Annotated in this window: 18 protein-coding genes and 1 tRNA gene; 15 read left to right on the forward strand and 4 right to left on the reverse strand. The window is 56.4% G+C overall.

The annotated features are described in order from the left end of the window. Positions 1-365 precede the first annotated feature (365 nt). From DW806_RS12300 to ybaK, 6 genes are all read left to right on the forward strand, one after another. Complete coding sequence (locus DW806_RS12300) at positions 366-1,388, forward strand: LacI family DNA-binding transcriptional regulator (RefSeq protein ID WP_118730127.1); 1,023 nt, start codon at positions 366-368, stop codon at positions 1,386-1,388. Between the two features lie 13 nt (positions 1,389-1,401). Beyond that, complete coding sequence (locus tag DW806_RS12305) at positions 1,402-2,679, forward strand: TolC family protein (RefSeq protein ID WP_158578368.1); 1,278 nt, start codon at positions 1,402-1,404, stop codon at positions 2,677-2,679. 19 nt (positions 2,680-2,698) lie between these two features. Next, entirely contained in the window at positions 2,699-3,964 is a 1,266-nt protein-coding gene (locus tag DW806_RS12310; protein WP_158578369.1) for a TolC family protein, read from the forward strand. Positions 3,965-4,020: 56 nt separating this feature from the next. Continuing rightward, a complete protein-coding gene (locus tag DW806_RS12315; protein ID WP_158578370.1) occupies positions 4,021-5,199 on the forward strand; it encodes an efflux RND transporter periplasmic adaptor subunit in 1,179 nt (392 codons plus the stop codon). 6 nt (positions 5,200-5,205) lie between these two features. After that, positions 5,206-8,316, forward strand: a complete 3,111-nt coding sequence (locus DW806_RS12320) for an efflux RND transporter permease subunit (protein WP_118730131.1) — start codon at positions 5,206-5,208, stop codon at positions 8,314-8,316. A gap of 344 nt (positions 8,317-8,660) precedes the next feature. Then, entirely contained in the window at positions 8,661-9,140 is a 480-nt protein-coding gene (gene ybaK, locus DW806_RS12325) for a Cys-tRNA(Pro) deacylase (protein WP_110435866.1), read from the forward strand. Here ybaK and DW806_RS12330 read toward each other — a convergent pair. Next, positions 9,137-9,910, reverse strand: a complete 774-nt coding sequence (locus DW806_RS12330; RefSeq protein ID WP_118730132.1) for a hypothetical protein — start codon at positions 9,908-9,910, stop codon at positions 9,137-9,139. The two genes, ybaK and DW806_RS12330, sit on opposite strands and share 4 nt — an antisense overlap. Positions 9,911-10,084: 174 nt before the next feature. Here DW806_RS12330 and DW806_RS12335 point away from each other — a divergent pair, with 174 nt between their 5' ends. The 6 genes from DW806_RS12335 to DW806_RS12360 all read left to right on the forward strand — a co-directional run bounded on the left by DW806_RS12335 (position 10,085) and on the right by DW806_RS12360 (position 14,292). After that, a complete protein-coding gene (locus DW806_RS12335) occupies positions 10,085-10,597 on the forward strand; it encodes a YqeG family HAD IIIA-type phosphatase (protein ID WP_118564686.1) in 513 nt (170 codons plus the stop codon). Beyond that, entirely contained in the window at positions 10,590-11,450 is an 861-nt protein-coding gene (locus DW806_RS12340) for a TIM barrel protein (protein ID WP_118730133.1), read from the forward strand. The genes DW806_RS12335 and DW806_RS12340 overlap by 8 nt, the downstream gene beginning before the upstream one ends. Before the next feature lie 60 nt (positions 11,451-11,510). Next, complete coding sequence (gene aroQ / locus DW806_RS12345; RefSeq protein WP_110435870.1) at positions 11,511-11,945, forward strand: type II 3-dehydroquinate dehydratase; 435 nt, start codon at positions 11,511-11,513, stop codon at positions 11,943-11,945. A gap of 19 nt (positions 11,946-11,964) precedes the next feature. Beyond that, on the forward strand, positions 11,965-13,029 hold the full coding sequence (locus DW806_RS12350; RefSeq protein WP_118730134.1) for an aminopeptidase P family protein: 1,065 nt from the start codon (positions 11,965-11,967) through the stop codon (positions 13,027-13,029). A gap of 189 nt (positions 13,030-13,218) precedes the next feature. Then, positions 13,219-13,881: a response regulator transcription factor gene (locus tag DW806_RS12355; RefSeq protein WP_158578371.1), complete on the forward strand. Its 663-nt coding sequence runs from the start codon at positions 13,219-13,221 to the stop codon at positions 13,879-13,881. Positions 13,882-14,073: 192 nt separating this feature from the next. Further along, entirely contained in the window at positions 14,074-14,292 is a 219-nt protein-coding gene (locus DW806_RS12360; protein WP_118730136.1) for a hypothetical protein, read from the forward strand. A 135-nt stretch (positions 14,293-14,427) separates the two neighbouring features. On the opposite strand, the gene DW806_RS12365 is transcribed toward DW806_RS12360, so the two are convergent. Then, a tRNA-Arg gene (locus DW806_RS12365) sits at positions 14,428-14,504 on the reverse strand. A 223-nt stretch (positions 14,505-14,727) separates the two neighbouring features. Further along, positions 14,728-16,095: a TrpB-like pyridoxal phosphate-dependent enzyme gene (locus DW806_RS12370; RefSeq protein ID WP_116705229.1), complete on the reverse strand. Its 1,368-nt coding sequence runs from the start codon at positions 16,093-16,095 to the stop codon at positions 14,728-14,730. A gap of 549 nt (positions 16,096-16,644) precedes the next feature. On the opposite strand from DW806_RS12370, the gene DW806_RS12375 reads away from it, so the two are divergent. Both DW806_RS12375 and DW806_RS12380 read left to right on the forward strand, forming a co-directional pair. Beyond that, entirely contained in the window at positions 16,645-17,613 is a 969-nt protein-coding gene (locus DW806_RS12375; RefSeq protein ID WP_118730137.1) for a leucine-rich repeat protein, read from the forward strand. An 82-nt stretch (positions 17,614-17,695) separates the two neighbouring features. Then, the gene (locus DW806_RS12380; protein WP_118730138.1) at positions 17,696-18,982 is read left to right on the forward strand and encodes a vWA domain-containing protein; all 1,287 of its coding nucleotides are present in this window, start codon (positions 17,696-17,698) and stop codon (positions 18,980-18,982) included. A gap of 265 nt (positions 18,983-19,247) precedes the next feature. Here DW806_RS12380 and DW806_RS12385 read toward each other — a convergent pair whose 3' ends face one another. After that, a complete protein-coding gene (locus DW806_RS12385; protein ID WP_118730139.1) occupies positions 19,248-22,424 on the reverse strand; it encodes an ATP-binding protein in 3,177 nt (1,058 codons plus the stop codon). A gap of 203 nt (positions 22,425-22,627) precedes the next feature. On the opposite strand from DW806_RS12385, the gene DW806_RS12390 reads away from it, so the two are divergent. Then, a complete protein-coding gene (locus tag DW806_RS12390; protein ID WP_118730140.1) occupies positions 22,628-23,584 on the forward strand; it encodes a ketopantoate reductase family protein in 957 nt (318 codons plus the stop codon).

Consider the following 23,584-nt stretch of genomic DNA (forward strand, 5'->3'; position numbering starts at 1 on the left):
ACAACGCCAATTTTCAAAATGCCCATTGGAATTCTCTCCTTTTATATAAGGTGATTCTATTATAAACCACTTGCGGGTGTGCTTCAAGGGTGCAGCGTATTTTTCAGCGCACCGCCCAATTTTGGGGCTTCTGTTTGGTGAAAAATAGCAAAGCGGAGCGCAAAAAAATCGTGCAAAATATCCGTGCATTGTGCTAAAATAGAAAATGCACAGGAAAATGCAACACATTGCACGTTGGTGTCTAAAATGCGGTGAAACGCTTGTGCGCTTTACTGCACTATGATAAAATATGAACGTATTGTGGCAAAAATGTGTCTTTTAGGGATAAAAGAGGATACATGGATGCCTGAAAAGGAGAATATCTTATGAAGGTAACTGCACAGTGGATCGCAGAGCAGTGCGGCGTATCGCGTGGAACAGTGGACCGAGTTGTAAACGGCCGACCGAATGTAGCGCCGGAGGTGCGGGAGCGCGTGCAGAAAATAATCAGCGAATACGGCTACAAAACGCCGTCGCAGCGGCAGGCCGCCCGTGCGGGACACGGCGCGTTCCGCATCGGCGTGATTCTGCCGAGCTGGGATGCGTTTTTCATCCGCCGGATGCGCGAGGGCATTCGCGTGGCTGTACACAACCGCGGATTAAATGATATAAATGTGCTGGTGGAGGAGCTGAAAAACCGCTCGCACCGTGCGTATTTCGAGGCCATCGGACGCATGGAGGAGCGCGGCATTGACGGTCTCATTGTCACCGCGCCGGACACGGTAGCGATGAGTGAGGAGATCGACCGGCTGGTCGCAATCGGCATTCCGGTCGTTACCTGCGACTCGGATGTGCGGCAGAGCCGCCGCCTGTATCATATCGGACAGAACATGGTCAAATCCGGTCGGATTGCAGCCGGACTGCTTGCACCGTACGTTGAGGGACAGGATGTGCTCGTCGTTACCGGCAACCGTGAATTCACGGCGCACGGACTGCGTGTGCGCGGCTTCCTTGACCGTCTGCACGAGATTTTTGACGATAATGTAAACGTCAACGTCATCGAGAGCGTCGAGCAGTATGAGCTGACCTACGACGGCGTACTGCAGCAGGTGCGGCAGAACCCGCGTCTGCGCGGTATTTATATGGCAAATGAGTCCGTGCGCGGCTGTATGGACGCGCTCGAGCGCGCAAAGCCCAATCGGCGGATTCATGTTGTCTGTCATGACCTGACGCCGCATGCGCGCCAGTATTTGGAGGACGGACGGCTGGATTTCATCGTCGATCAGGATTTTTCGGCGCAGACGACGCGCGCAATCGAAGTGCTGGCGCATACACTGCGTACCGGAGAGTCGCCGCGGCAGAGCATCGAATACATTCACACTAGCATTATCACACGGGAATTGTTGTGAGAAAGGAGCCTATATGAAAGCAAACTGGAAGCGCACACTGCTGTCTCTGGTGTTGTGCGCCGGATTTGTATGGCCTGCAGGCGCGGTAAGCACCGGGCAACCGGCGGCATCGCAGACCGGGATGAGCACCACGCAGAGCAAACCGGCGGCTTATACCGTCAAGAAAATGGGTTTGCTGGGCGTCAAGCGCACCGTAGAGAGCGACAATAACACGGTGAAAATGCTGAACAAAACGGCAGCTTCGCTGGACAGCAGTTCGTATATGTCGGGTTCGGCGTCCGGTGCGACCGGCGAGAGCGAGATGGAAATCTACGCTGCGCTGATTGAGAATATGAAAAAGGCCATGGATGGACTGGATAAGACCAGTGATCTTTATAAGACCTATGCGGCACAGTTAAAGGTATTAGAGGATTACCAGACCAGCCTGAACCAGAACGCCGTCAGCGGCATGCAGCAGGCAATGGCCATGCTGTCCCAGCTGGATGACGCGGCGTACACGCTGCGCAAGCAGGCGAAGAACGTCTCCGGTCAGCTGGCGCTCGGTGCACAGACCATGCTGATTACCATTAAAAATCTGGGCTACACCAAGGAAAACCTGCAGGTGACGCTCACGCAGCTGGACCGAAATCTGGCTGTGCTGAAAACGCAGAGAAAACTCGGCATGATTGGGCAGCTGCAGCTTGACACGGTGCAGAATCAGCGCGACAAGCTGGCGCAGTCCATCGACACGCTGGAGACCACCCGCGAAAACCTCGGTTCGAGCGTTGCGCTCATGTGCGGTCTGGACGCGAACACCATCGTGATGCCGGCCGACTTTGAAACGCTGTACGAGGGCAATCTGGATAAGATGTCCTATAATAAGGATTTGGAGCTGGCACAGAAGAACAGCTTTCTCATCTGGCAGAAGCAGGACGCTGTGCGCAGCGCATACAATTCGTACGACAAGAACATCAGCGGTACCGCCGAGGCGGTCAAGTCCGCTGAGGACGCACTGGCGGCGGCCAGGGAGTCGGTAGTGGCTGCCTTCGACAGCACCTACAAGACCGTCAAGGACTGCCGGACGACTCTGGCAGCCAAGCGAACCGCGCAGTCGCAGGCGGAGCTTGACCTGAAAACCGCGACCGTGAAGTACAGGAAGGGCATCATTTCCAAGCTGGCGTATCAGCAGGCGCAGGATGCCGTAACGACCGCAAAGCTGAATGTGGAAAGCGCGTATCTGTCGCTGTATACCGCATATAACCAGTACGAATGGGCCAAGGAAGGCGTACTTATCACCACCGCAGCCGCATAAGAGAGGAGTATATATTATAATGAAACGAACCATTGCAGCCGGTCTTTCCGCCGCTCTGCTGTGCGGCATGGTCGTACCGGCGTTTGCTGCCGATACCAAGACCGCGACGAACACCACCGGCACCACCCAGACCCAGCCGACGGCGCCGGTCAAGCTGACGTTTGACAAGCTGGAGGAGACCGTCCGCCGGAACAACGTCACCATCAAGGCGAACAACAACACCGTGCTCAGCGCGGAAAAGACCGATGTAGGCGATCGGTACATCGAAAGCTATTTCCAGCTTTCTGAGCAGATTTCGTCCTACCAGAAGCAGATCAAGGAACTGCAGAAAACGCTGAAGGAACTGGGAACCGACGAGGCGAACGCCGGTCTGCGCAAGACGCTTGAGAGCCAGATTTCCATCCTGCAGCGCAATCTGGCAGCCGCCGAAGCATCGTACAAGAACCTCGACGACGACGAGGACGACGCCGAGGAGGATCAGGAGAAAACGGTTGATCACACCCGCCGTCAGATGCAGAATGCAGCCGATGAGATCTGCCTGAGTGCGGAAAACACGTACATTTCTCTGCGCGGCATGAAGTATACGCTCAACCAGACCAACCGCAGCATTCAGCAGCTTGACCGCAACATTGCGACTGTGCAGAAGCAGGTAAAGCTGGGCATGACCGGTGTAAACACGCTCAAGAGCCTGCAGGCACAGCGAGAGAGCGCCGTTGCCGGCAAGGCTTCGCTGACCACGCAGGTAGAGGCGCTGACCAACACGCTCGCTATCCAGTGCGGCTATACCACCGGTACACAGATCGAAACGAGCGATCTTCCGGTCGTAACCGCCGAGCAGGTCACCTCCATTGATTATAACAAGGATCTTGCCGAGGCGCTCAAGAACAGCTACGCGATCTACTCCAAGGAGTACGCAATGCAGACCGCATCCGATGATTACGAGAACAATAAGACCAACACGCTGTATGCTTATCAGGCAGCCAAGATCGACCGCGATGCACAGAAGGAGAGCACGACCGCTTCTTTCCGCAAGCTGTATACCGACCTGCAGGAGAAGCAGACCGCACTTGCTGCGGCGGATGCCGATCTCGCACAGGCGAAAAAGACGTTTACGGTAAGCCAGGTGCAGTACACGCGCGGCATGATCTCCAAGATGGCGTACACAGATGCGCTTGATACCTTCACCACCGCACAGGAGACCGAGGTTGCAGCGCGTATCGATCTGCTGACCGCCTACAACACCTATCAGTGGGCAAAACGCGGTGTAATTACGGCAACAACTTGATAAGCTGACCGTTTTTGCGAATATAGCAGATATGTATAATGAATTGGAGGACCCCGATGAGCAATAGCAAACGAATCCTTGCGGCGCTGCTGGCCGGTGCGATGGTACTGTGTGCAGGCTGCGGCAAGGAAGAGGAAACCGAGGAGGAAAGCTCAAACAGCACTGCGGTTGAGGTAACCGATGTTACCTCGGGCGCGATGAGCTCGGAGTATACGCTGAACGGCAAGATTGCCGCCGTCAATGAGGTGCAGGTGTTCCCACTGCTGGCAGGTCAGGTGCAGACGCTGAACGTCAGCGAAGGCGACACCGTATCCAAGGGTCAGACCCTGTTTACGGTGGATACCTCGACGGTTACTTCGACGATGAGCTCGCTGCAGCAATCCTACAGCGCTACCAAGACCGCGACCGACCGTGCGATCGAATCCGCGAAGATCGGTGTGGAGCAGGCGGAGCTTGCCGTCAGCAACACCGAGGCGCTGCTCGAAGCGGGTGCGGCTGCCGAGCAGGATCTGACCAAGGCAAAGCAGGCGCTGACGCAGGCGCAGGCCGGTGTCGCGCAGGCTGAGGCGCAGCAGTCCGCGTCTCTGGCGCAGATTCAGGCGTCCATGGATCAGATCAATAAGCAGGCAAGCCTTGGCACGGTAACTGCTCCGTGCTCGGGTACGGTTACGGCTGTAAACGTAGACCGCGGCGGCATGGCATCCTCGGCGCAGCCGAGCGTGGTTATTGCCGAGAACGGTGCGGTTGAGGTGCAGGTTTCTGTTGCTGAGGACGTATTCACCGGCATCAAGGTCGGCGATACCGCAAGCGTCACGGTTTCCGCTGTCTCCAAGGAGCCGATGAACGGTACGGTCAGCACGCTGCCGGCGGCTGCCAATGCACAGACCAATCTGTATGACGTTTCGGTTTCTCTGCCGTCCGGCACCAAGCCACCGATCGGCGCGTTTGCTACCGTCACCTTCTATACCGACCGCCGCGCAAGCACGATTTCTGTGCCGACCGAGTCCATCCTGACCGGCAACAACAACGAGCAGTATGTGTTCACCGTAAATGCGGACGGCACTGCCGCAACCCGCGTTACCGTCACCACCGGACTGGTTACCAAGGATTCGACCGAGATCGTTTCCGGCCTCAAGGCAGGTGACCGGGTTGTTACCAAGGGTCAGTCCTATCTGTCGGACGGTGCAGCCGTGCATGTCGTCACCTCGGACGCCGCAGACGGCGGGGAGGGCTAAGCGCGCATGAAATTCGCACAAACCTTTATCAAACACCATGTAATGACCATCCTGCTGTACATACTGGTCGTTGTGTTTGGTTTTTACAGCTTCCAGAACCTGCCGCTGGCGCTCATGCCGTCCATGGAGGTTCCGGCAGCGGTTGTTTACGCTACTTACCCGGGTGCCGGTCCGGAGGATATCGAGCAGCAGGTAACCAAAAAACTCGAGGGTGCGGTAGCGGGTCTGTCCGGTCTGGATACGCTCCAGTCCACCTCGTCCGAGAATATGGCTATGCTGGTCATCCGGTTTACGAATGATACCGATATGGATCAGGCAATGACCGACCTGCGCGATAAGGTTGCACAGGTAAAGAGCCAGCTGCCGGATGACGCATCCGACCCGACCGTTATGTCGATTGATATTGACTCCATGCCGGTCGTTTCGGTGGCGCTGCGCGGCAACGATCTGGCTTCTCTGCAGTCCATCGCCGAGGACGAGATTCAGCCGGCGCTCGAGCGTCTGGACGGCGTAGCGTCTGTTGATATTTCGGGCGGCTACGAGCAGGAGATCGCAGTCCACACGGACGCCTCCCGCCTGAAGGGCTACAACCTGACCATTTCGTCCATCGGTCAGCAGCTCGGCGCGGACAACATCGCCATTCCGGGCGGCGATCTGGATAACGGTTCGCAGACGCTGGCTGTCCGTACGGACGGTGAGTATTCGTCCATTGATGATGTTAAGAACGCTCTGATCTCGCTTCCGGCAGGCGGCACGGTCCGTCTGAGTCAGATCGCGGATGTTTCCATGCAGCCCAAGGATCAGGACGCCATCTCCAAGGTTGACGGTGAGGAATGTATCATCCTGTCGGTCAACAAGCAGTCCGGCTCCAATACGGCGCAGATTGCCGAGCTGGCCAAGGCCGAGTTTGACTCCCTGCTTAAGAGCAACGATTCCCTGCAGTGGAATATCGTTATGGATCAGTCCGACTATATCAACATGACGGTTGATAACGCTATTCAGAACATCTGGATGGGCGTGCTGTTCGCCGCGATCGTGCTGTTCCTTTTCCTGCGCGACTTCGGCGCGACCATGGCTGTTACCATCGCAATGCCGTGCTGTATCCTGTTTACGTTCCTGATTATGAACGTGCTGGGCATTACGCTGAACATGATGTCGCTCGGCGGTATCACGCTCGGCGTAGGTATGATCGTGGATAACTCCATCGTTGTTCTGGAGAACATATTCACCTATCGAGCGGACGGCTACGACCGTCTGGAGGCCTGCACCAAGGGCACCGGCGAGGTCATCGGTGCAGTTATCGCCTCCACGCTGACCACGGTCGCCGTATTCCTGCCGATCGCACTTTCCGGCGGCATGGCCGGCATGATGTTCAAGGAATTCTGTATCACCATCGTAGCGCTGCTGCTCAGCTCGCTGATCATTTCCATCACGCTCGTGCCGCTGCTGTGCTATTTCCTGCTCGGCGGCACCAAGCAGCAGAGCATCAAGCCGCAGGGATCGGGCGCAACGCCGATCACCGAAAAGCCGCTGTCGCGTGCATACCGCAGTTCGCTGAATTTCCTGATCACCCACCGCTGGGCAGGCATCGCGCTGACCGTTGTCATCTGTATTGTCAGCGTGCTCAGCGTCAGCCAGGCGGGCATGGAGCTCATCCCGGAGATGGATGAGGGTCAGGTGAGTGTTACGGTTTCCATGCCGAACGGTTCGACTATGGAGGACACTGCCGCCATCGAGGACCGCATTGCGGCCATCGCAGTTGATACCATCCCGGAGCTGGAGCAGATCTACTACTCGACCGGTTCTTCGACCTCGATCATGTCCTCGTCCTCGGGCGCAAGCGTTACCATTTCGCTGGTAGATCTCGATCAGCGTGACCGCTCGTCAGCGGATATCGCCAAGCAGCTGCGCCGTGACCTGCAGGATATTGCAGGCTGTGAACTGACGGTTTCGACCAGCAGCACCATGTCGATGTCCACGGATTCGGACATCAGCGTTGAGCTGACCGGCGATGACTACGACCAGCTGGCTGAGACGGCAGACGATCTGGCAAACCAGATCAGCGCCCTGTCGGATGCCATCAATGTTGAGTCCTCGGCAGGTGAGCAGACCCCGCGTGTTGCTGTTAAGATCAACCGCGAGAATGCGTCTCGCTTCGGTCTGAATGCGGCCACCATTGGCGGTCTGGTTCGTGGAGAGCTGACCGGCTCGACCGCAACCACGCTCCGCATGAACGGTGAGGAATACGACGTTACCGTTGCCGGCGACGAGGATGTAGCAACCAGTCTGGACGCACTGCGCTCCATGCAGATTCCGACCATGACCGGCGGCACCGTACCGCTGTCCATGGTGGCGGATGTCTACACCGAGCTCAGCCCGCAGTCCATCGTGCGCAAGAACCAGAAGGAGACCGTTACCATCACCGGTGAAAGCGAATCCGGTGACAGCAATGCCATTAAGGCAGCCGTTGACGACATTGTTGCCAAGTACGAGCTGCCGGACGGCGTAGAGGTCGGCGAAGGCGATACCGCTGCTTCGCAGATCGCGGAGACCACCGGTACGCTGATGCTGGCCCTTGCGGTGGCAATCCTGCTGGTATATTTCATTCTGGCAACGCAGTTCAACTCGTTCTCGCTGCCGATTGCAATCATGCTGATCCTGCCGATCGGTCTGCTCGGCTCGATGATCCTGCTGTGGCCGACCGGAAATCATGTTTCCATGGTCGCACTGCTCGGTGTTATCATTCTGGCCGGTACAGTCGTCAACTCGTCCATCGTGCTGATCGACTATACCCTGCAGCGCCGTCAGCGCGGTGAGGATAAGAATACGGCTATCCTGAACGCATGTCCGCGCCGTGTCCGTCCGGTGCTGATGACCGCTATGACCACTATCCTCGGCCTTGTGCCGATGGTATGCTCGAGCGGCGAAGGCTCCGAGATGATGAAGCCGATGGGTGTTGTTATGATGACCGGTATGGTTATCTCCACCATTGCAACGCTGTTCATCACTCCGGTTTACTATTCGCTGACCGACAGCGTCGCTGCCCGCCTTTCCGGCCTGTTTAAGAAAATCAAGCTGCCGAAGTTTAACTTCCATAAGAAAAATCCGCAGCAGTAAGCAAAAAGGGAACCGATTTCGGTTCCCTTTTTGAATTGAGAATGGATAATGGAGGATGGAGAATGAATGGCGGGCAAAATGGGTACCGCAGTTGTCCAATGTCTGTACAGTCTACCCCGTAGGGGAGCACAGTGTGCTCCCGCACCCATTTAACGATGACTTGGGCGAACACGGTTCGCCCCTGCGGGTATGCGTGTGCAAATGAATTTACAAACGACGTATTGATTCAACCGCCGCGATAATTTTCCATTCTTCATTCTCAATTTTCAATTCCGATATTCCCTTGCATATCGCACAAGTGAAGTCTATAATATTTGTATAAATTGCAGATAGGAGCGAACAATATGGCTTCGGATAAAACAAATGTAATGCGTGTGCTCGAGCAGCACAAGATCGCCTATAAGCCGCACGAATACCCGCACGGCAAGGACGCCGTAGACGGTGTTTCGGTTGCGGAACTGCTCGGTCAGAACCCCGATCAGGTCTTCAAGACGCTGGTTGCACGAGGCAAATCGGGCGGCTTTCATGTATTCGTTATTCCGGTCGCAAAGGAGCTTGACCTGAAAAAAGCAGCCAAGGCGGCAGGCGAAAAGTCGGTCGAGATGGTGCATGTCAAGGAGCTGTTGGGCCTTACCGGCTATGTACGCGGCGGCTGCTCGCCGGTGGGCATGAAGAAGGCGTTCCCGACCGTGTTTGACGAGAGCGTGAACAATGTCCCGACTGTGATGGTCTCTGCGGGCAAGATCGGCTTCCAGATCGAATGTGCACCGGCGGATCTCATCAAGCTGACACGCGCCGCGACCGCGCATATCACGACGGATTAAGTCTGCGGCTTCAGCAGCCCTGCCGCATCCGGAAACAGCGCGAACACGTTCTGCACGCCGCAGCCCGCCAGCTGTGCCAGCTTGGCTGCCAGCGTGGAATCATCGTCGTACAGGACAAAGTGTGCCTGTCCGTCTGCATTCATGTAGGTGAAGTATTTCGCGCACAGCTCGCGCGAAAAGAACGGCTGTGCGCCGGTCTGCGCGAGCAGCGCGGCTCTTGCTGCGGCACTGAGTGAAATGCCGTTCGGCGTGGGTGATGGCAGGGTGAAATCCTGCGAAACCGGCTGCAGAAACGCGGCAATCCGCGCAGCGCTGTAAATGCCCTGCAGGGAGGAAATGTACTCGGTCAGACTGCCGCCCGAAATCGCGGTGGAGACCGTGAGTATCGCGTGCGACAGCGTGCGTCCGCACTCGAGCGGCACATACAGTGGAATATCCGCATCGTACAGTGCTTCGTCGAATGCGGCCAGCAGGCGGCGGTTCAGCGGCGTGTCGTGCTCAAAATCCGCGAATACGCCGGGCGCTTCCGTGCGCCGCGCCTCGAAAACCAGATCGGCAGCAATGCGCTCGGCGCTGCAGAAGTTGATAGCCTGCGGCGGGTCGGTCACGCCGAGCAGGCAGTGCCGCTGCACCGCGGACACCTTGAGCCGCTGCAGCGCCCCGGACTGCGAAATGCCAAGACAAAGCTGCAAAACCGGCATGCCGAGCAAAGCGGCTTTCGTTGTGTCGCGTCCGGTACATACCAGAATAAGGTTTTTTGTGTAGACCATAATCGTCAACTCCTTGATGATAGAAATACGTTGGAACGGCCCGCGGTCCGTTCCTTCTGTCGGCAAAACTGTAGTTTTGCAACAGCTTCTTTTCTGGACTTTTTGAATAAATTCCATTACACTATATGTAGCATTACGCTAAATTAGAATACGGGTATTAACAGGAGTGTATGAATGAGCAAACTGATTCCCGATTATGTATTTGATTCGATTTACGATATTACGCCGGAGGTGCTGACTGCCCACGGCGTACGCGGCGTGCTGGTCGATCTGGACGGCACAATGGCATCCCACAAGGCCGCTCTGCCGCCCGATACGCTGCACACCTTCGTTGACCGGCTGAAAAACGCCGGTATTGCCGTACTGGTGTTCTCCAACAACCATCCCGAGCGGGTAGGAAAGTTCTGCGAGCCGCTTGGTGTGGGCTATATCAGCCATGCCGGAAAGCCGTTTTCGCGCGGCTTCCGCAAGGCGGCAAACCGGCTTGGCCTGTCCATGCGCGAGATTGCCGTCATCGGCGACCAGATTTTCACCGACGTGTTCGGCGGCAACCGCGCGGGCGCGCTGACCTGCTATGTCGAAACACTCGACCGCCGGTTCTTCTGGATCAATGTGCGCTATCAGCTTGAGCGCGGTTTTATCGCGCGCGGACGGCGCAGAATGGAGGCGAGAGCACATCATGGCTGAGCCGAAATTCGGTCCTGCGGGCAACTCGGAGTCGTTTGCCGCCGCAGGCTTCAAGAAAAGCGAGGATGCGCCTGCATGGCTCGAACAGATGGGACTGACCGCGTTTGAGTATCAGTGCGGACGCGGCGTGCGCTGCGGCGAGGAGACCGCCCTCAAAATTGGTGCGGCAGCCGAGCAGCACGGCATTCAGATGAGCATTCATGCGCCGTATTTCATCAATCTCTCGTCCGAGGAGAGCGAGCGCATGGAGAAAAACGTCGGCTATGTGCTGGAGACCGCGCGGCTGGCCGTGCCGCTTGGCGCAACGCGCATGGTCGTGCACTGCGGCGGTCAGGGCAAGCTGACCCGTGACCGCGCTATGCGCAACTCGCACGAAAACGTAAAAAATATTCTGCGTGCGCTGGAGGAGGCCCACCTGACCGGCTGCACGGTCTGTCTGGAAACCATGGGCAAAAAGAGCGTGCTCGGCACCGCCGAGGAGGTCTGCGAGCTGGTGGCTGCCGATGACCGCCTGCTGCCGTGCATCGACTTCGGTCATCTCAACTGCCGCACGGGCGGGCACATGAACACCCGTGAGGAAGTGAAAGCGCTGTTCGACCTGATGGAAAATACCATCGGTCATGAGCGTACCGCCAAGCTGCACGCCCACTTCTCTCATATCGAGTATAACGATAAGGGCGAGGTGCGCCATTTGACGTTCGCGGATACGGTATACGGTCCGGATTTCACGCCGGTCGCGGAGGAAACCGCCGCACGCGGCTACGCACCGACGTTTATCTGCGAATCCGCCGGAACGCAGGCGGAGGACGCACTCGCCATGAAGCAGTGCTTTATGGCTCAGGCAGAAAAGTAAAAAGTAGGACATTTGCCCTACGGAGACGCTTTGTAGAACTATGCAAAGGGGTATAAACGTATGAAGAAGGTATTATTGATCCACGGTCCTAACCTGAACCTAACCGGTCAGCGCGAACCGGGCATTTATGGTTCGAACACGCTGGCATCCATCAATGCGGAGGTTGTACAGAAGTGCGAACGTCTGGGGATGGAATGCGCGGTATTCCAGTCCAACTCCGAGGGTGCGCTGATCGACCGCATTCACGCGGCTCGTGAGGACTGCGATGCGATCATCATGAACGCCGGTGCGTACACGCACTACAGCTACGCCATCCGCGATGCGATTGCGGCTGTGCGCCTGCCCTGCGTGGAGGTACATATGTCCAACGTGCACGCGCGCGAGGAATTCCGCCACAAGTCGGTCATCGGACCGGTGTGCGCAGGCGTCATTGCAGGCTTCGGCAAGCACAGTTATCTGCTCGCCGTGGATGCGGTAAAATCCATCATCGGCTAATATTTAAGAGGCGATTACCATGAAAAGAAACGAACTGCGTGCCATGCTGCTTGAGCAGCCGTATGACGCGCTGGTGCTGACCAGCGAGATCAGCCGCCGCTACGCCACGGGCTTTCACTCGACGGCGGGCGCAGTGTATCTGTCAGCTAAGCAGGCGGTATTCTTCACGGATTTCCGTTATGTTGAAGCGGCACACGCGGCCATCAAGGATTTTGAGGTGCGCGAGATCAAGGCGGGGCAGAGTTATTCTGCGCTCATCAATGAGCTGCTCGACGAGGACGGCGCAAAAAAGGTCGCTCTCGAGGACAAAACGCTTACCTATGCGGAGTTCATGTCGTGGGGCACGGCACTGCACGCGACAGCTGTCCGTCTCGAGGACGGTGTGGAGCAGCTGCGCATGTGCAAGGAAGAGGACGAGGTTGAGAAGATCGTCGCGGCACAGCGCATCGCTGAGCAGGCGCTTGAGGAGGTGCTGAACGACATCAAGATCGGCGTGACCGAGAAGGAGATCGCGGCACGGCTGACCTACCTCATGCTGCACTATGGCGCGGAGAACATGTCGTTTGATCCGATCGTCGTTTCGGGTGCAAACAGCTCCAAGCCGCATGGTGTACCGGGTGAAAAGACCATCCAAGCGGGCGATTTCGTGACGATGGACTTCGGCTGCATTTACGACGGCTACTGCTCGGATATGACGCGCACGGTCGCGGTCGGTCATGTCACCGACGAGATGCAGACCGTGTACGACACGGTGCTGAACGCACAGCTTGCCGGCATTGCCGCCTGCAAGGCCGGTGTGACCGGGCGGGACGTCGATGCGGCAGGCCGTAAGATTATCGAGGCGGCAGGCTACGGTGATGCCTTCGGCCACGGCTTTGGTCATGGTGTAGGACTGGAGATCCACGAGGCTCCGGTTGCCTCTCCGCGCGGAGAAGCGCCGCTGCCGGCAGGCAGTATCGTCACCGCAGAGCCGGGCATTTATTTGCCGGGCAGGTTCGGCGTGCGTATTGAGGATATGCTGTACGTCATCGAGGACGGCTGCATTGATCTGACCGATGCACCCAAGCAGCTTATCGTTCTGTAAATTGTAAAAAAGGGAGAAAACGCTGTTTTCTCCCTTTTTTATATTCCGTGAATGTTGAAAATCGGTTGCCGCATCGCTTGACGGCGGCTTGATGAAAAAGAATCAATTTAACAATTTATCCATAAGCTATACACAAAAAATCCACACAAGTTCGGCACAATGGTTACACCGATAGGAGGAGATGTTCTCATGCGTATTTTGTTAATCAATGCAGAGCAGGACGAGCGCCTGTTCGCCACTTTCAAGCATGAACATATTCTGTATGATCAGCAGCCGGAGAGCGACACGCTTGATATTTCGGAGAATATATATGATGTAATCGTGTACAATGCCACTAAGCTGGATGAGAAGACCATCGACGCGGTGCACTCCCTGCGCGAAAGCGGTGATATGACACCGTTGCTCGTCATGGCAGGTCACACGACCGCGCGGGCGCGTATCCGTATTCTGAATGCGGGTGCGGACAATGTACTCATGCGTCCGTGCCAGAGCGATGAGATTCTGGCGCATGTCAATGCACTGGCACGTCGGCCAAGAATGATGCAGAGTGAAATCCTGACCGCCGGCGATCTGACGCTCGACCGCGGCCGTTGTGTGCTGTCGAGCAATGACGGCGAAGTCCGTCTGTCCGGCAAGGAGCTGCAGCTTGTAGAGATGTTCCTGCGGGAACCGGGACAGGTGCTGCCGCGTGAAATGCTGCACCAGAAGGTCTGGGGAGCAGGCAGGGACGCGACCTACAATAACATCGAGGTTTATTTGACACTTGTGCGCCGCAAGCTGCGTGCGGTCGGCTCGAAGGCCGAGCTGATCTCCGAGCGAGGCATCGGATATTATCTGCAGGAAGCAGAATAAGGGAAGGGGCGTACTTTCATGGTACGTCCTTTTATTTTTCTTTCCTTTTTGAACTTCTGCCGTTCCCTTACTTCCTGATCTGGTGCAGACCAGAGACCGGCGACAGCTCCGAAAAGGGGAACGACTGAGGTCAAAACGTCTTCGGATGGAGGATGGGATGTTTCTGCTGAGATATTTGGTACAGGCATTGAAATGTGGATCCGTAGCCAAGGTACATTTGAAGAATATAGAAAAATTCGACAGGGTTACGAGATCGACAACCGCAAAATCTTCGGTGAGTACGCCGAAGATGTGATTGGTGTCAAAGAACGTGCAGGTGTCAAGCACAACACGATATACGAGAAGTTACATAAAGAAAAAGAGATGATGGAAGCAAAAAATGCTTCAGCCATCTCTTTTTTAGGTTTGTAAAGAAGAAACGATTCATTTGGATAAATTACAGTGTTCAAAATCATCTGCCATACCGGTCATGGTATTGCGGCGTTGCCTTAAATGTATCAGAAAATAAGAAAAACCGGTCATTTCTTACGAAATAACCGGTTGATCTGGTACGCCAGAAGGGATTCGAACCCCCGACCTTTTGGTTCGTAGCCAAACACTCTATCCAGCTGAGCTACTGGCGCATACAAGATCTATTTTCTTTCGCTGTCGGCGTTTCGCTTTGTCGCTCTCGCTGACTGCCTTATTATAATATCACGGGTGCGACCTAATGTCAACAATTATTTTCAGATTTTTTGAAAGTTTTTTCGGAAACCTGTTTTCGGCAAAACAAAGCCGCCTGTGGGGGAACAGGCGGCTATATACAGCAGAGAAATTGGAGGTCTGCCATATACCTTATATGGCGTTTTATTCCTGCGGCGGAATGGTATCGAAGCCGATCTGCAGCTCTTCATCGGTGGGGATGTGGTTGCGCATGGTGCCGTTGTGATACGCCTCGTATGCTGCCATATCAAAGTAGCCGGTACCGGTCAGACCGAACAGGATGGTCTTAGCTTCGCCGGTCTCCTTGCACTTGAGCGCTTCGTCGATTGCGGCGCGGATGGCGTGGCTGGACTCCGGCGCCGGAAGAATGGTCTCCACCTTGGCGAACTGAACTGCCGCGTCGAATACGTCGGTCTGCTTGACGGAAACCGCCTCCATATAACCGTCGTGGTACAGCTTGGAGAGGATCGGGCTCATGCCGTGGTAACGCAGGCCGCCTGCGTGGTTGGGCGCGGGCATGAAGCCGTTGCCGAGCGTGTACATGCGGGCCAGCGGCGTAACGTGGCCGGTATCGCAGAAATCGTAAACATACTTGCCGCGGGTAAGCGACGGGCAGGACGCAGGCTCAACCGCAATGATGCGCGGGTCGGCCTTGCCGAGCAGTTTATCCTGCATGAACGGGGAGATCAGGCCGCCGAGGTTGGAGCCGCCGCCGGCACAGCCGATTACGATATCCGGATACTCGTCGAGCATCTCCATAGCCTGCTTGCTCTCCAGACCGATGATGGACTGGTGCAGCAGCACCTGATTGAGCACGGAGCCGAGTACATAGCGGTAGCCCTCGTGCGTAGTAGCTACTTCAACGGCCTCAGAAATCGCACAGCCGAGCGAGCCGCCGGTGGTCGGATCGTGTGCCAGAATAGCGCGGCCTGCCTCGGTCGTATTGGACGGAGACGGCGTTACATTTGCGTCAAAGGTTTGCATGATGGCCTTGCGGAACGGCTTCTGCTCGTAGGAAACCTTAACCATGAATACCTTCAAATCCAGTCCGAAATATGCGCATGCCTCGGAGAGTGCAGTACCCCACTGACCGGCACCGGTTTCGGTGGTAAGACCCTTGAGACCCTGCTCCTTGGCATAGTACGCCTGCGCGATCGCGGAATTCAGCTTGTGGCTGCCGGAGGTGTTGTTACCCTCAAACTTGTAGTAAATCTTAGCCGGGGTGTCCAGCGCTTTCTCCAGATTATATGCGCGGCACAGCGGAGACGGACGGTACAGCTTATACATATCGAGCACCGGCTCGGGAATATCAATGTAGCGGGTGTCGTTGTCCAACTCCTGGTGCGCCAGCTTTTGGCAGAAGATGGGGTACAGCGCTTCTTCCGGCAGCGGCTGATGCGTGCCCGGATGAATCAGCGGGTCCGGCTTTTCCTTCATGTCCGCCCGCAGGTTGTACCACTGCTTGGGCATCTGGTCTTCGGTCAAATAAAGTCTGTGGGGGATCTTAGCCATGGTGATTGCTCCTTTGCAAATTTCAGATAGAGTGGAGAGATGGTGAATATCTTCATTCACCACTCTCAACTCGGTTTTACAAAATAAAAAACTCCTGTCCCAGATTTCTCTTGGGACAGGAGCGAATACGCTCTTGCGGTACCACCCAGATTGACGCAAACTGCGTCCACTCTGCTCACACATCAAACAATGCGCGCTCCCCTGATAACGGGCGGAGTCCCCGTCGCAGTTACTTGGCCGAAGCCGTTCGCCTTGCCCTGCTGAAGTCCATTCACACGGTCCTTGCCTGCCGCAATCACACCGCCTGCGGCTCTCTTGGAGGTTTGGTCTCCCTGCTACTCGTCTTCGTCATTGGTTTGTGTTGGTTTACTTGGTATGGTCACAGTATATTCGCAAAACAGAGGATTGTCAAGCGTAATTTGCGAAAAACAATATATTATTTCTGATATAAATTATTATCATGAGAATGAAGGCCGCAGTATCGTCTTTTTCTGCACACTGTGCTATAATGGGTAGCAGAATGAAAAAGCAGAAAGGACATGAGTGCAAATGCGGGTGATCGAGGGCGAAAACGAACTGCGGCTGACCTGTTCGCGGAGTGCGAGCGGCGGCATTGCGCTTTTGCGGTGCGAAACGCAGGACGATATTGTGCGTCTGCCGGATGAGATAGACGGTGTGCCTGTTACCGAGGTCGGCGCGTATGTACTCAGCGAGCGGGCCCCCGATCTGACAGGCAAGGACACGTTCGCTGTCCGTATCACCTGCGGCGGCACGGAGCCGAAGCACAATGCGGCGGCTATCCGCACGGTTACGCTCCCAAAGGACGCGAAAAGCGTCGGAAGCTACGCGTTTTACAACTGCCGCAGTCTCGAACGTATCGAACTGACCGGATCGGTGAGCGAGTTCGGCGGTGGTGCGCTGATGAACTGCATGAGCCTGCGCGAAGTCATCCTGCACGCCGCACCGCCCGCGCCGACCTGCCTGCCCAGGCTGCTCGGCGAGTACGCCGGAGAACTCGATGTGCGGTTTGATGAGCACGCGCGGCTGCTGTTCCCCGAGTACGTCGAGGAACTGGAGGATCTCAGTCCGGCGCATATTTTTCAGCGGCGCATTCACGGTGCAGGATACAGCTACCGCCAGTGCTTTGACGGCGGTGTGCTGAATTTTCGGCAGTATGATGCTGCCCTGAGCGAACTGCTCGAGCGGCACGATTTTTCGGTCGCGGCACGCGTAGCCGTGCGGCGGCTTGCCGTACCGTTTGTGCTCTCGGATGCCGCAAAAGCGGAATATCTCGCGGTTTTACGCACACACGGCGGCAATCTGGCGCAGTCCTGCGCCAAGGCAGGCGAGACCGCTGCCTTGACCTTCCTGCTGTCGCTCGGTGTGCTCTCTGCCGCCGATGTGGATGCCGCGTGCACGTCTGCCCGCGAAGCAGAGCAGACGGCAGCGCTGTCCGTTCTGCTGTCAGCCGCCGGCAAAACGCAGTCCAAGGGACGCGCCAAATCGTTTGAATTATGATATAAATATATAGAAGTTATCAATAAATCCGTAGCGCACCCCGCCCTACGATGCAAGATGAACCTGTGAGGTGATGTTTTCTATGTCGCAGTCCTCCCGCTGGACTTCTATCGGGCGCGAAATCCTGTTTTCCGCCCGCACCGAACTGTACATGAACCTGCCGTTCCTCGATTCCGCGCTGGCGGCGCTGCCTGCGGCAGACGGTTACGATACACCCACGCTCGCTACCGACACGCGCGTGCTGTTTTTCAGCGGTGCCTGGCTGGCGCAGCAGTACGAGCGCTCCCGCGCGAACGTCAACCGCGCCTATCTGCACACGCTGTTCCACTGTCTGCTGCGCCATCCCGGCAAGACACGCGGACGCGATGCCGACTTGTGGGATCTTTCGTGCGATATTGCGGTCGAAAGCATGCTGGATTCACTGGATTACCGCTGCCTGCAGGCGGAAAAGGTGTCAGTTCGGCGGCAGAATATCTACCGCGAACTGCAGGACGAGCTGCCGGTCCTGACGGCTGAGGCGGTCTATCGCCACTTTCGCCGCACGCGGCTGAATTCGTACGACTGTGCCACGCTCACGCGCGTGTTTGCGACAGACGAGCACACGCTGTGGTACAAGGAGGACGACGATCAGCAGGAGCGCCGCTGGCAGCAGCAGGCCGAGCGCACGCAGACCGCGATGGAGACGGTTTTCGCGAACAAGGCGGAAGGCGGTCAGGCTGTGCGGGAGCAGCTTGCCGTTTCCACCCGCAAAACGACTGATTTCCGCGCGTTCCTGCGCCGGTTTGCCGCTCTGCGGGAGGAGGTCTCGGTGGATGCGGATTCGTTCGACTACGGCTACTACGCCTACGGGTTGCGTCATTTCGGAAATATGCCGCTTATCGAGCCGTTAGAAACGCGGGAGGTGCGGAAAATCGAGGATTTCGTCATCGCTATCGATACCTCGATGTCCACCTCCGGTGAACTCGTGCGCGCGTTCCTCAGCCGCACCTATGAGCTTTTGCAGGAGAACACCAGCTTTTTCCGGCATTTCAACCTGCGTATTCTGCAGTGCGACGATCAGCTGCGCTCGGACAAAAAGGTGACAAATGCGCGGGAACTCGCGGAATATATGGAGCATTTTGAACTGATCGGTCAGTCTGCGACCGATTTTCGTCCGGTTTTCGAGCACGTTGACCGCTTAAACGCCGAAGGCGCGTTCCGCCATCTGCGCGGCCTGCTGTACTTCACGGACGGACTCGGCATTTACCCGAAAAAACGTCCGAAGTACGATGCGGCATTCGTCATGCTCGAAGGCGAAGCCTATCCGGATAAGGTGCCGTCATGGGGGATTCGGGCGGTAATCAGCGAGGATGCGTTAGCCGTAGAATGAAAGTAGAATGAAAAAGGACGCTTTACGCGTCCTTTGAGGCTGTCGCGAAACTACAGTTTCGCCGACAAGCAGGAACGGACCGTGGGCCGTTCCAAAGTCGTCCGAAAGTTCCTATACAGAAACTTTCTCCCTCCAGAAGTTTAAAAAGGGTGATACATGCTCCCCTTTTTTGAGCATTTGCAGAGCAAATGCTATTTCATGCGCGCTGCCGCGCGAAATGCTGAAAAATGCTGACTATATGACTTTTCGACAGACTGAGGACGCTTTACGCGTCCTTTTTTGCAGATCGGTTATTTTTCACCCATTCGGCAATCGTCTGCTTGACCTTCTTTATCTGCAGCGGCTTTGCCAGATGGGCATTCATGCCTGCGGCGAGGCACTTCTGTGCATCCTCGTAAAAGGCATTTGCGGTCATGGCGATGATGGGCAGCGTTTTCGCGTCCGGGCGGTTGAGCGAGCGAATGGTCTTCGCAGCGTCAATGCCGTTCATCACAGGCATCATTATATCCATGAGAACCGCGTCGAAGGTGTCCGGCGGATTGTTCTGCACGATTTCCACAGCCTGTTTGCCGTCCGTGACGACGGTTACGGTTGCTCCCTCGTCGGTCAGCAGGATCTGTGCGATTTCGGCGTTGAGGGCATTGTCCTCGACGAGCAGCAGCCTGCAGCCTGCAATGCTGATATCCGGCGCGGCATGTGCGTCCGGTGTCTGCTCGGGAGACGGTGCAATTTCAAACGGCAGGGTGATCACGAAGGTGGAGCCGACGCCAAGCTGACTCGTGACCGCAATCGAGCCGCCCATCCGGTCGACAAGCTCCTTGGTGATGGTCATGCCGAGACCGGTGCCGTGATAATAGCTGCGCGCGTCCTGCTTTTCCTGCGTGAACGGTTCAAAAATATGGTCAACAAAGTCCGGACTCATGCCGATACCCGTATCCGAAATCGTCCAGCGGTAGATGCATTTGCCGTCCTGTTCACCGAGCGAGTCCGTACGGGTGGTGATTTTACCGCCGGGACGGTTGTATTTAATGCAGTTGCTGTAAATATTGAGGAAAATCTGCCGCAGATGCAGCGGACTGCCGTAAATATACGGGTACGGAATGATGCATTTGTCCTTTTCGTACTCCCACTCAATGCCGGCTTCTTCGGCGCGGCCGACGATAATGGTAATGATATCGCGGGTCAGCTCCACCAGACTGATGCGCTCATGCGTGAGGACTGTCGTGCCCTCCTCCAGCTTGCTCATCTGCAGCACATCGTTGATGAGCGACAGCAGGTGATTGGCGGAAATCTGCATTTTTTTGTGATTTTCCAGCAGCAGCGCCTTGTCATCAAAGTGGGTTTCGTCCACCTGCAGCAGACCGATAATGCCGTTGAGCGGTGTGCGGATATCGTGACTCATGCGCGAGAGAAATTCGGTTTTGGTGCGGTTCGCAATGCGCATTTCATCGAAGGCGGCCTGCAGACGGGCGTTCTCCTGCTCGTCGCGGGCGTGCATCTGCGAGGTATCCTGCAGCAGGATAATCGCCGTGACCATCGGTGTTTCGGCATTGATTTCCGGATCAAACACGGTGGTCTGTGTCATCAGCACGGTTTTCTGTACCCAGCGGATAGCGCCGTCATCCTCCTGCACGCAGTACTCCACCGTGATGTGTTTTTCACCGGCGGCAAAGCGCTTGAGCAGACGGGCACTGGTATCTGCCGTGCGGTAGCTGCCGAGTGTTGCCGGTGTGACGCGCTTGCGGTACTCGTCGCAGTAGTCGCGGTAGGCGCAGGGAAGCGGGTAGTCGAGGAACAGCGCCCGGTCCGAATCGCTCTTGCCGGCAGGTGAAATGTTGCGCTCGAGGGTGTCGCGCGTGAGGTTTACCGTGTAGATTGTGCCTGCCATATCGAGCAGCGCGTCCACATAGCTGTCGTTCTCAAGGATAGACTGCTTTAGCTGCTCGTAGTACAGCGTCAGCTGCTCCTTCGGGTCGATGGCTTGGTCGGCGTTCAGCCGAATGGTCTCGAATGCGAGGATGAAATGATGCAGCCTGCCGTTTTTGTCCCAGTCAATCGGAAGAACGGTCAAACGGCTGTAGCGGCTTTCCTCGGCCGCGTTGTACTGCAGTTCGAGGGTATCCTCTGCGCTGTGCAGGTCGCGCTGCAGCACGTCAAGCTGCAGCGCAGAACGGACGCGGCTGCGCTCGCTTTTAGCAGCCTGTTCCTCGGCAATCTGCTCAACGGCGCCGGTGTAGCTGCCGTCCGATGCCAGAAAAAAGTTTTCGCACGCGCGGATAGTGCGGTAGGTGTCCAGACGCGCATCGCAGTACAGGCAGTCGGAAAAGCTGCGGTGCAGGCGGTTGACCTGCTTCAACAGCTGAAAATCCAGCCGCTTTTCGGCGGCGGCTTCCTCGCGCTTGACGTGGTTTTTGTTGATGTACATGTTTTTGTCCGCAAAGTCAAACAGATCGCGCATATTGCTGTCCGGGTTGTCCGATGCAAGCGCAAAGCCGACTGCATAGCTGAGCGGCATATCCGGGTGGTGTTGGGACTCCTCCGCGAGCTGTTTACGGACATGGGAGAGCAATTTCTGCAGCGCATCGGCATCCAGTCCGTGCGTTACCGCGAGAAACTCATCGCCGCCTGTGCGGCCAACAAAATGCTCCTCGGGCATGGCCGCACGCAGCGCGACCGCAAACCGTCGGATGTATGCGTCACCGGTCTCATGGCCCATGCTGTTGTTGATGCGGCGCAGATTATTCAGGTCAAAGCTGCACACACCGGTTTCGGGTGCAGGCGGCGTCGGATCGTCGAGCAGCTCCTCGCACCTGTTCTTGTTGGGGAGACCGGTCGCGGCATCCAGATAGACCTTATGCTGCAGAGCGCGGTTCATCGCAGCCGTGCGCAGCGCCTGAAACAGCTGGTAGCCGATCAGCAGCATGAGCACAACGATATCCGCTGTGATGTACTTCTCCAGAGCGGAAAGCGAGGTTGCCTTGCGCTGTGAGTACGCCTCTGCCAGACCGGTCGCGTCGTCGCAGATGCCGAAAAAGGTTTCGCTGATGGGAATGATGTCCGTGTTATTTGAGCCGACTGCGCGCACGCGGCCGATCTCCTGCTTGAGTGCTTGAAAATAGTCATCCAGCTCCTGCATTTTGCTTTGGAAGGCGTCATCGTTCAGCCGCACGAGGCTGAGCTCGTCGCTGCCGAAGCGCAGTCCGTCGATAAACGCGTCAATATCTGCGATCATGCCGTCCTGCGGCTGACCGGAGATTTCCAGCTTGACGATACGCTGGGTCTTGCCGCGCACGAGTCCGGCGTAGTTGATGATACGCGCGGTGCCCTGAATACCGGAAACGAGGTTCATCATCCAGACAATCAATATAGCCAGCACGACTGCCAGCGCGCCAATGGCGGCGTTGACGATGCCGGTGCTTTTCTTTTTGGGGTTGCCAGCCATGTGCAATGACCTCCTTGCAGGCTGTCGAATTTTGTCGAACAAATTAGACGGGTGAGAATATATAAAATCATTATATCGTGAAAAGGGAACAGATGCAATGACAGAAGCGGAGAATCACGCGCTTCACAGAGATATCCACAGACTTGTGGATACATTGCCGATTTTGTGCTATAATGCAGAAAAAGCAATCGGAGGAACAGAGGATGAAGCTGCGTTATATGATTATCGGTGCCGGTGGCGTTGGCGGACCGGTAGGCGCGTATTTGAGCAAATCCGGTGCGGATACCACGCTTATTGCACGCGGAAAGCATCTTGCGGTCCTGCAGGAGCACGGCTTGACGCTTGTATCCGGAGAAAATGAGCGCGAGAGCATTCCAGTCAAGGCAATCGACATGGACGGCTTTCTTGCCGCGAGGGAGCAGGGCGCTCCCGCGCCGGATGTGATTTTCGTGTGTGTCAAGGGATACTCTCTTGCGGATACCGTGCCGTTCATCCGCAAGGCAGCAGGCAGGGACGCGGTAGTTATTCCGGTGCTCAACATCTACGGCACGGGCCGTGCCCTGCAGGCGGAGCTGCCTGAGCTGCTCGTCACGGACGGCTGCATCTACATTTCGGCCAACAGGATTGCGCCGGGCGTCATTCAGAAGCACGGTGCGATCTGCCGTATCGTGTACGGACTGCCGAGCCACAAGACCGATCATCCGGTGCTGCAGCAGGTCGAGACTGACCTCAAAAACGCCGGAATCGACCCGGTTTATTCTCCGTATGTCGAGCGCGACACGCTGCTCAAATTTGCGTATGTGTCGCCGAATGCGGCCTGCGGACAGTATTATCACGCGAAAGCTGCGGAAATGCAGCATCCGGGCGAGGTGCGCGACAGCTTTGTACGCCTGATGAAAGAGGTCGTTGCGCTGGCGGACAAGATGGGTATTCCACTGGAGAACAGGCCGGGGGAGCTGGTCGAGCGCAACCTGCGCATTCTGGACGCACTTGCACCGACTGCGTCTACCTCTATGCAGCGCGATATGGAAGCCGGCAAGCAGTCCGAGGTGGATGGTCTGATTTATCAGGTTGTGCGTCTGGCAGAGCAGTACGGCGTGGACGTGCCGGAGTACCGCAAAATCGCAGAGGCGGTAAAAAAACAGACGGAAAATAAGTGA

The organism is Butyricicoccus sp. AM32-19 (genome assembly GCF_003480365.1).
In the GTDB taxonomy this organism is placed as follows: Bacteria; Bacillota; Clostridia; order Oscillospirales; family Butyricicoccaceae; genus Agathobaculum; species Agathobaculum butyriciproducens.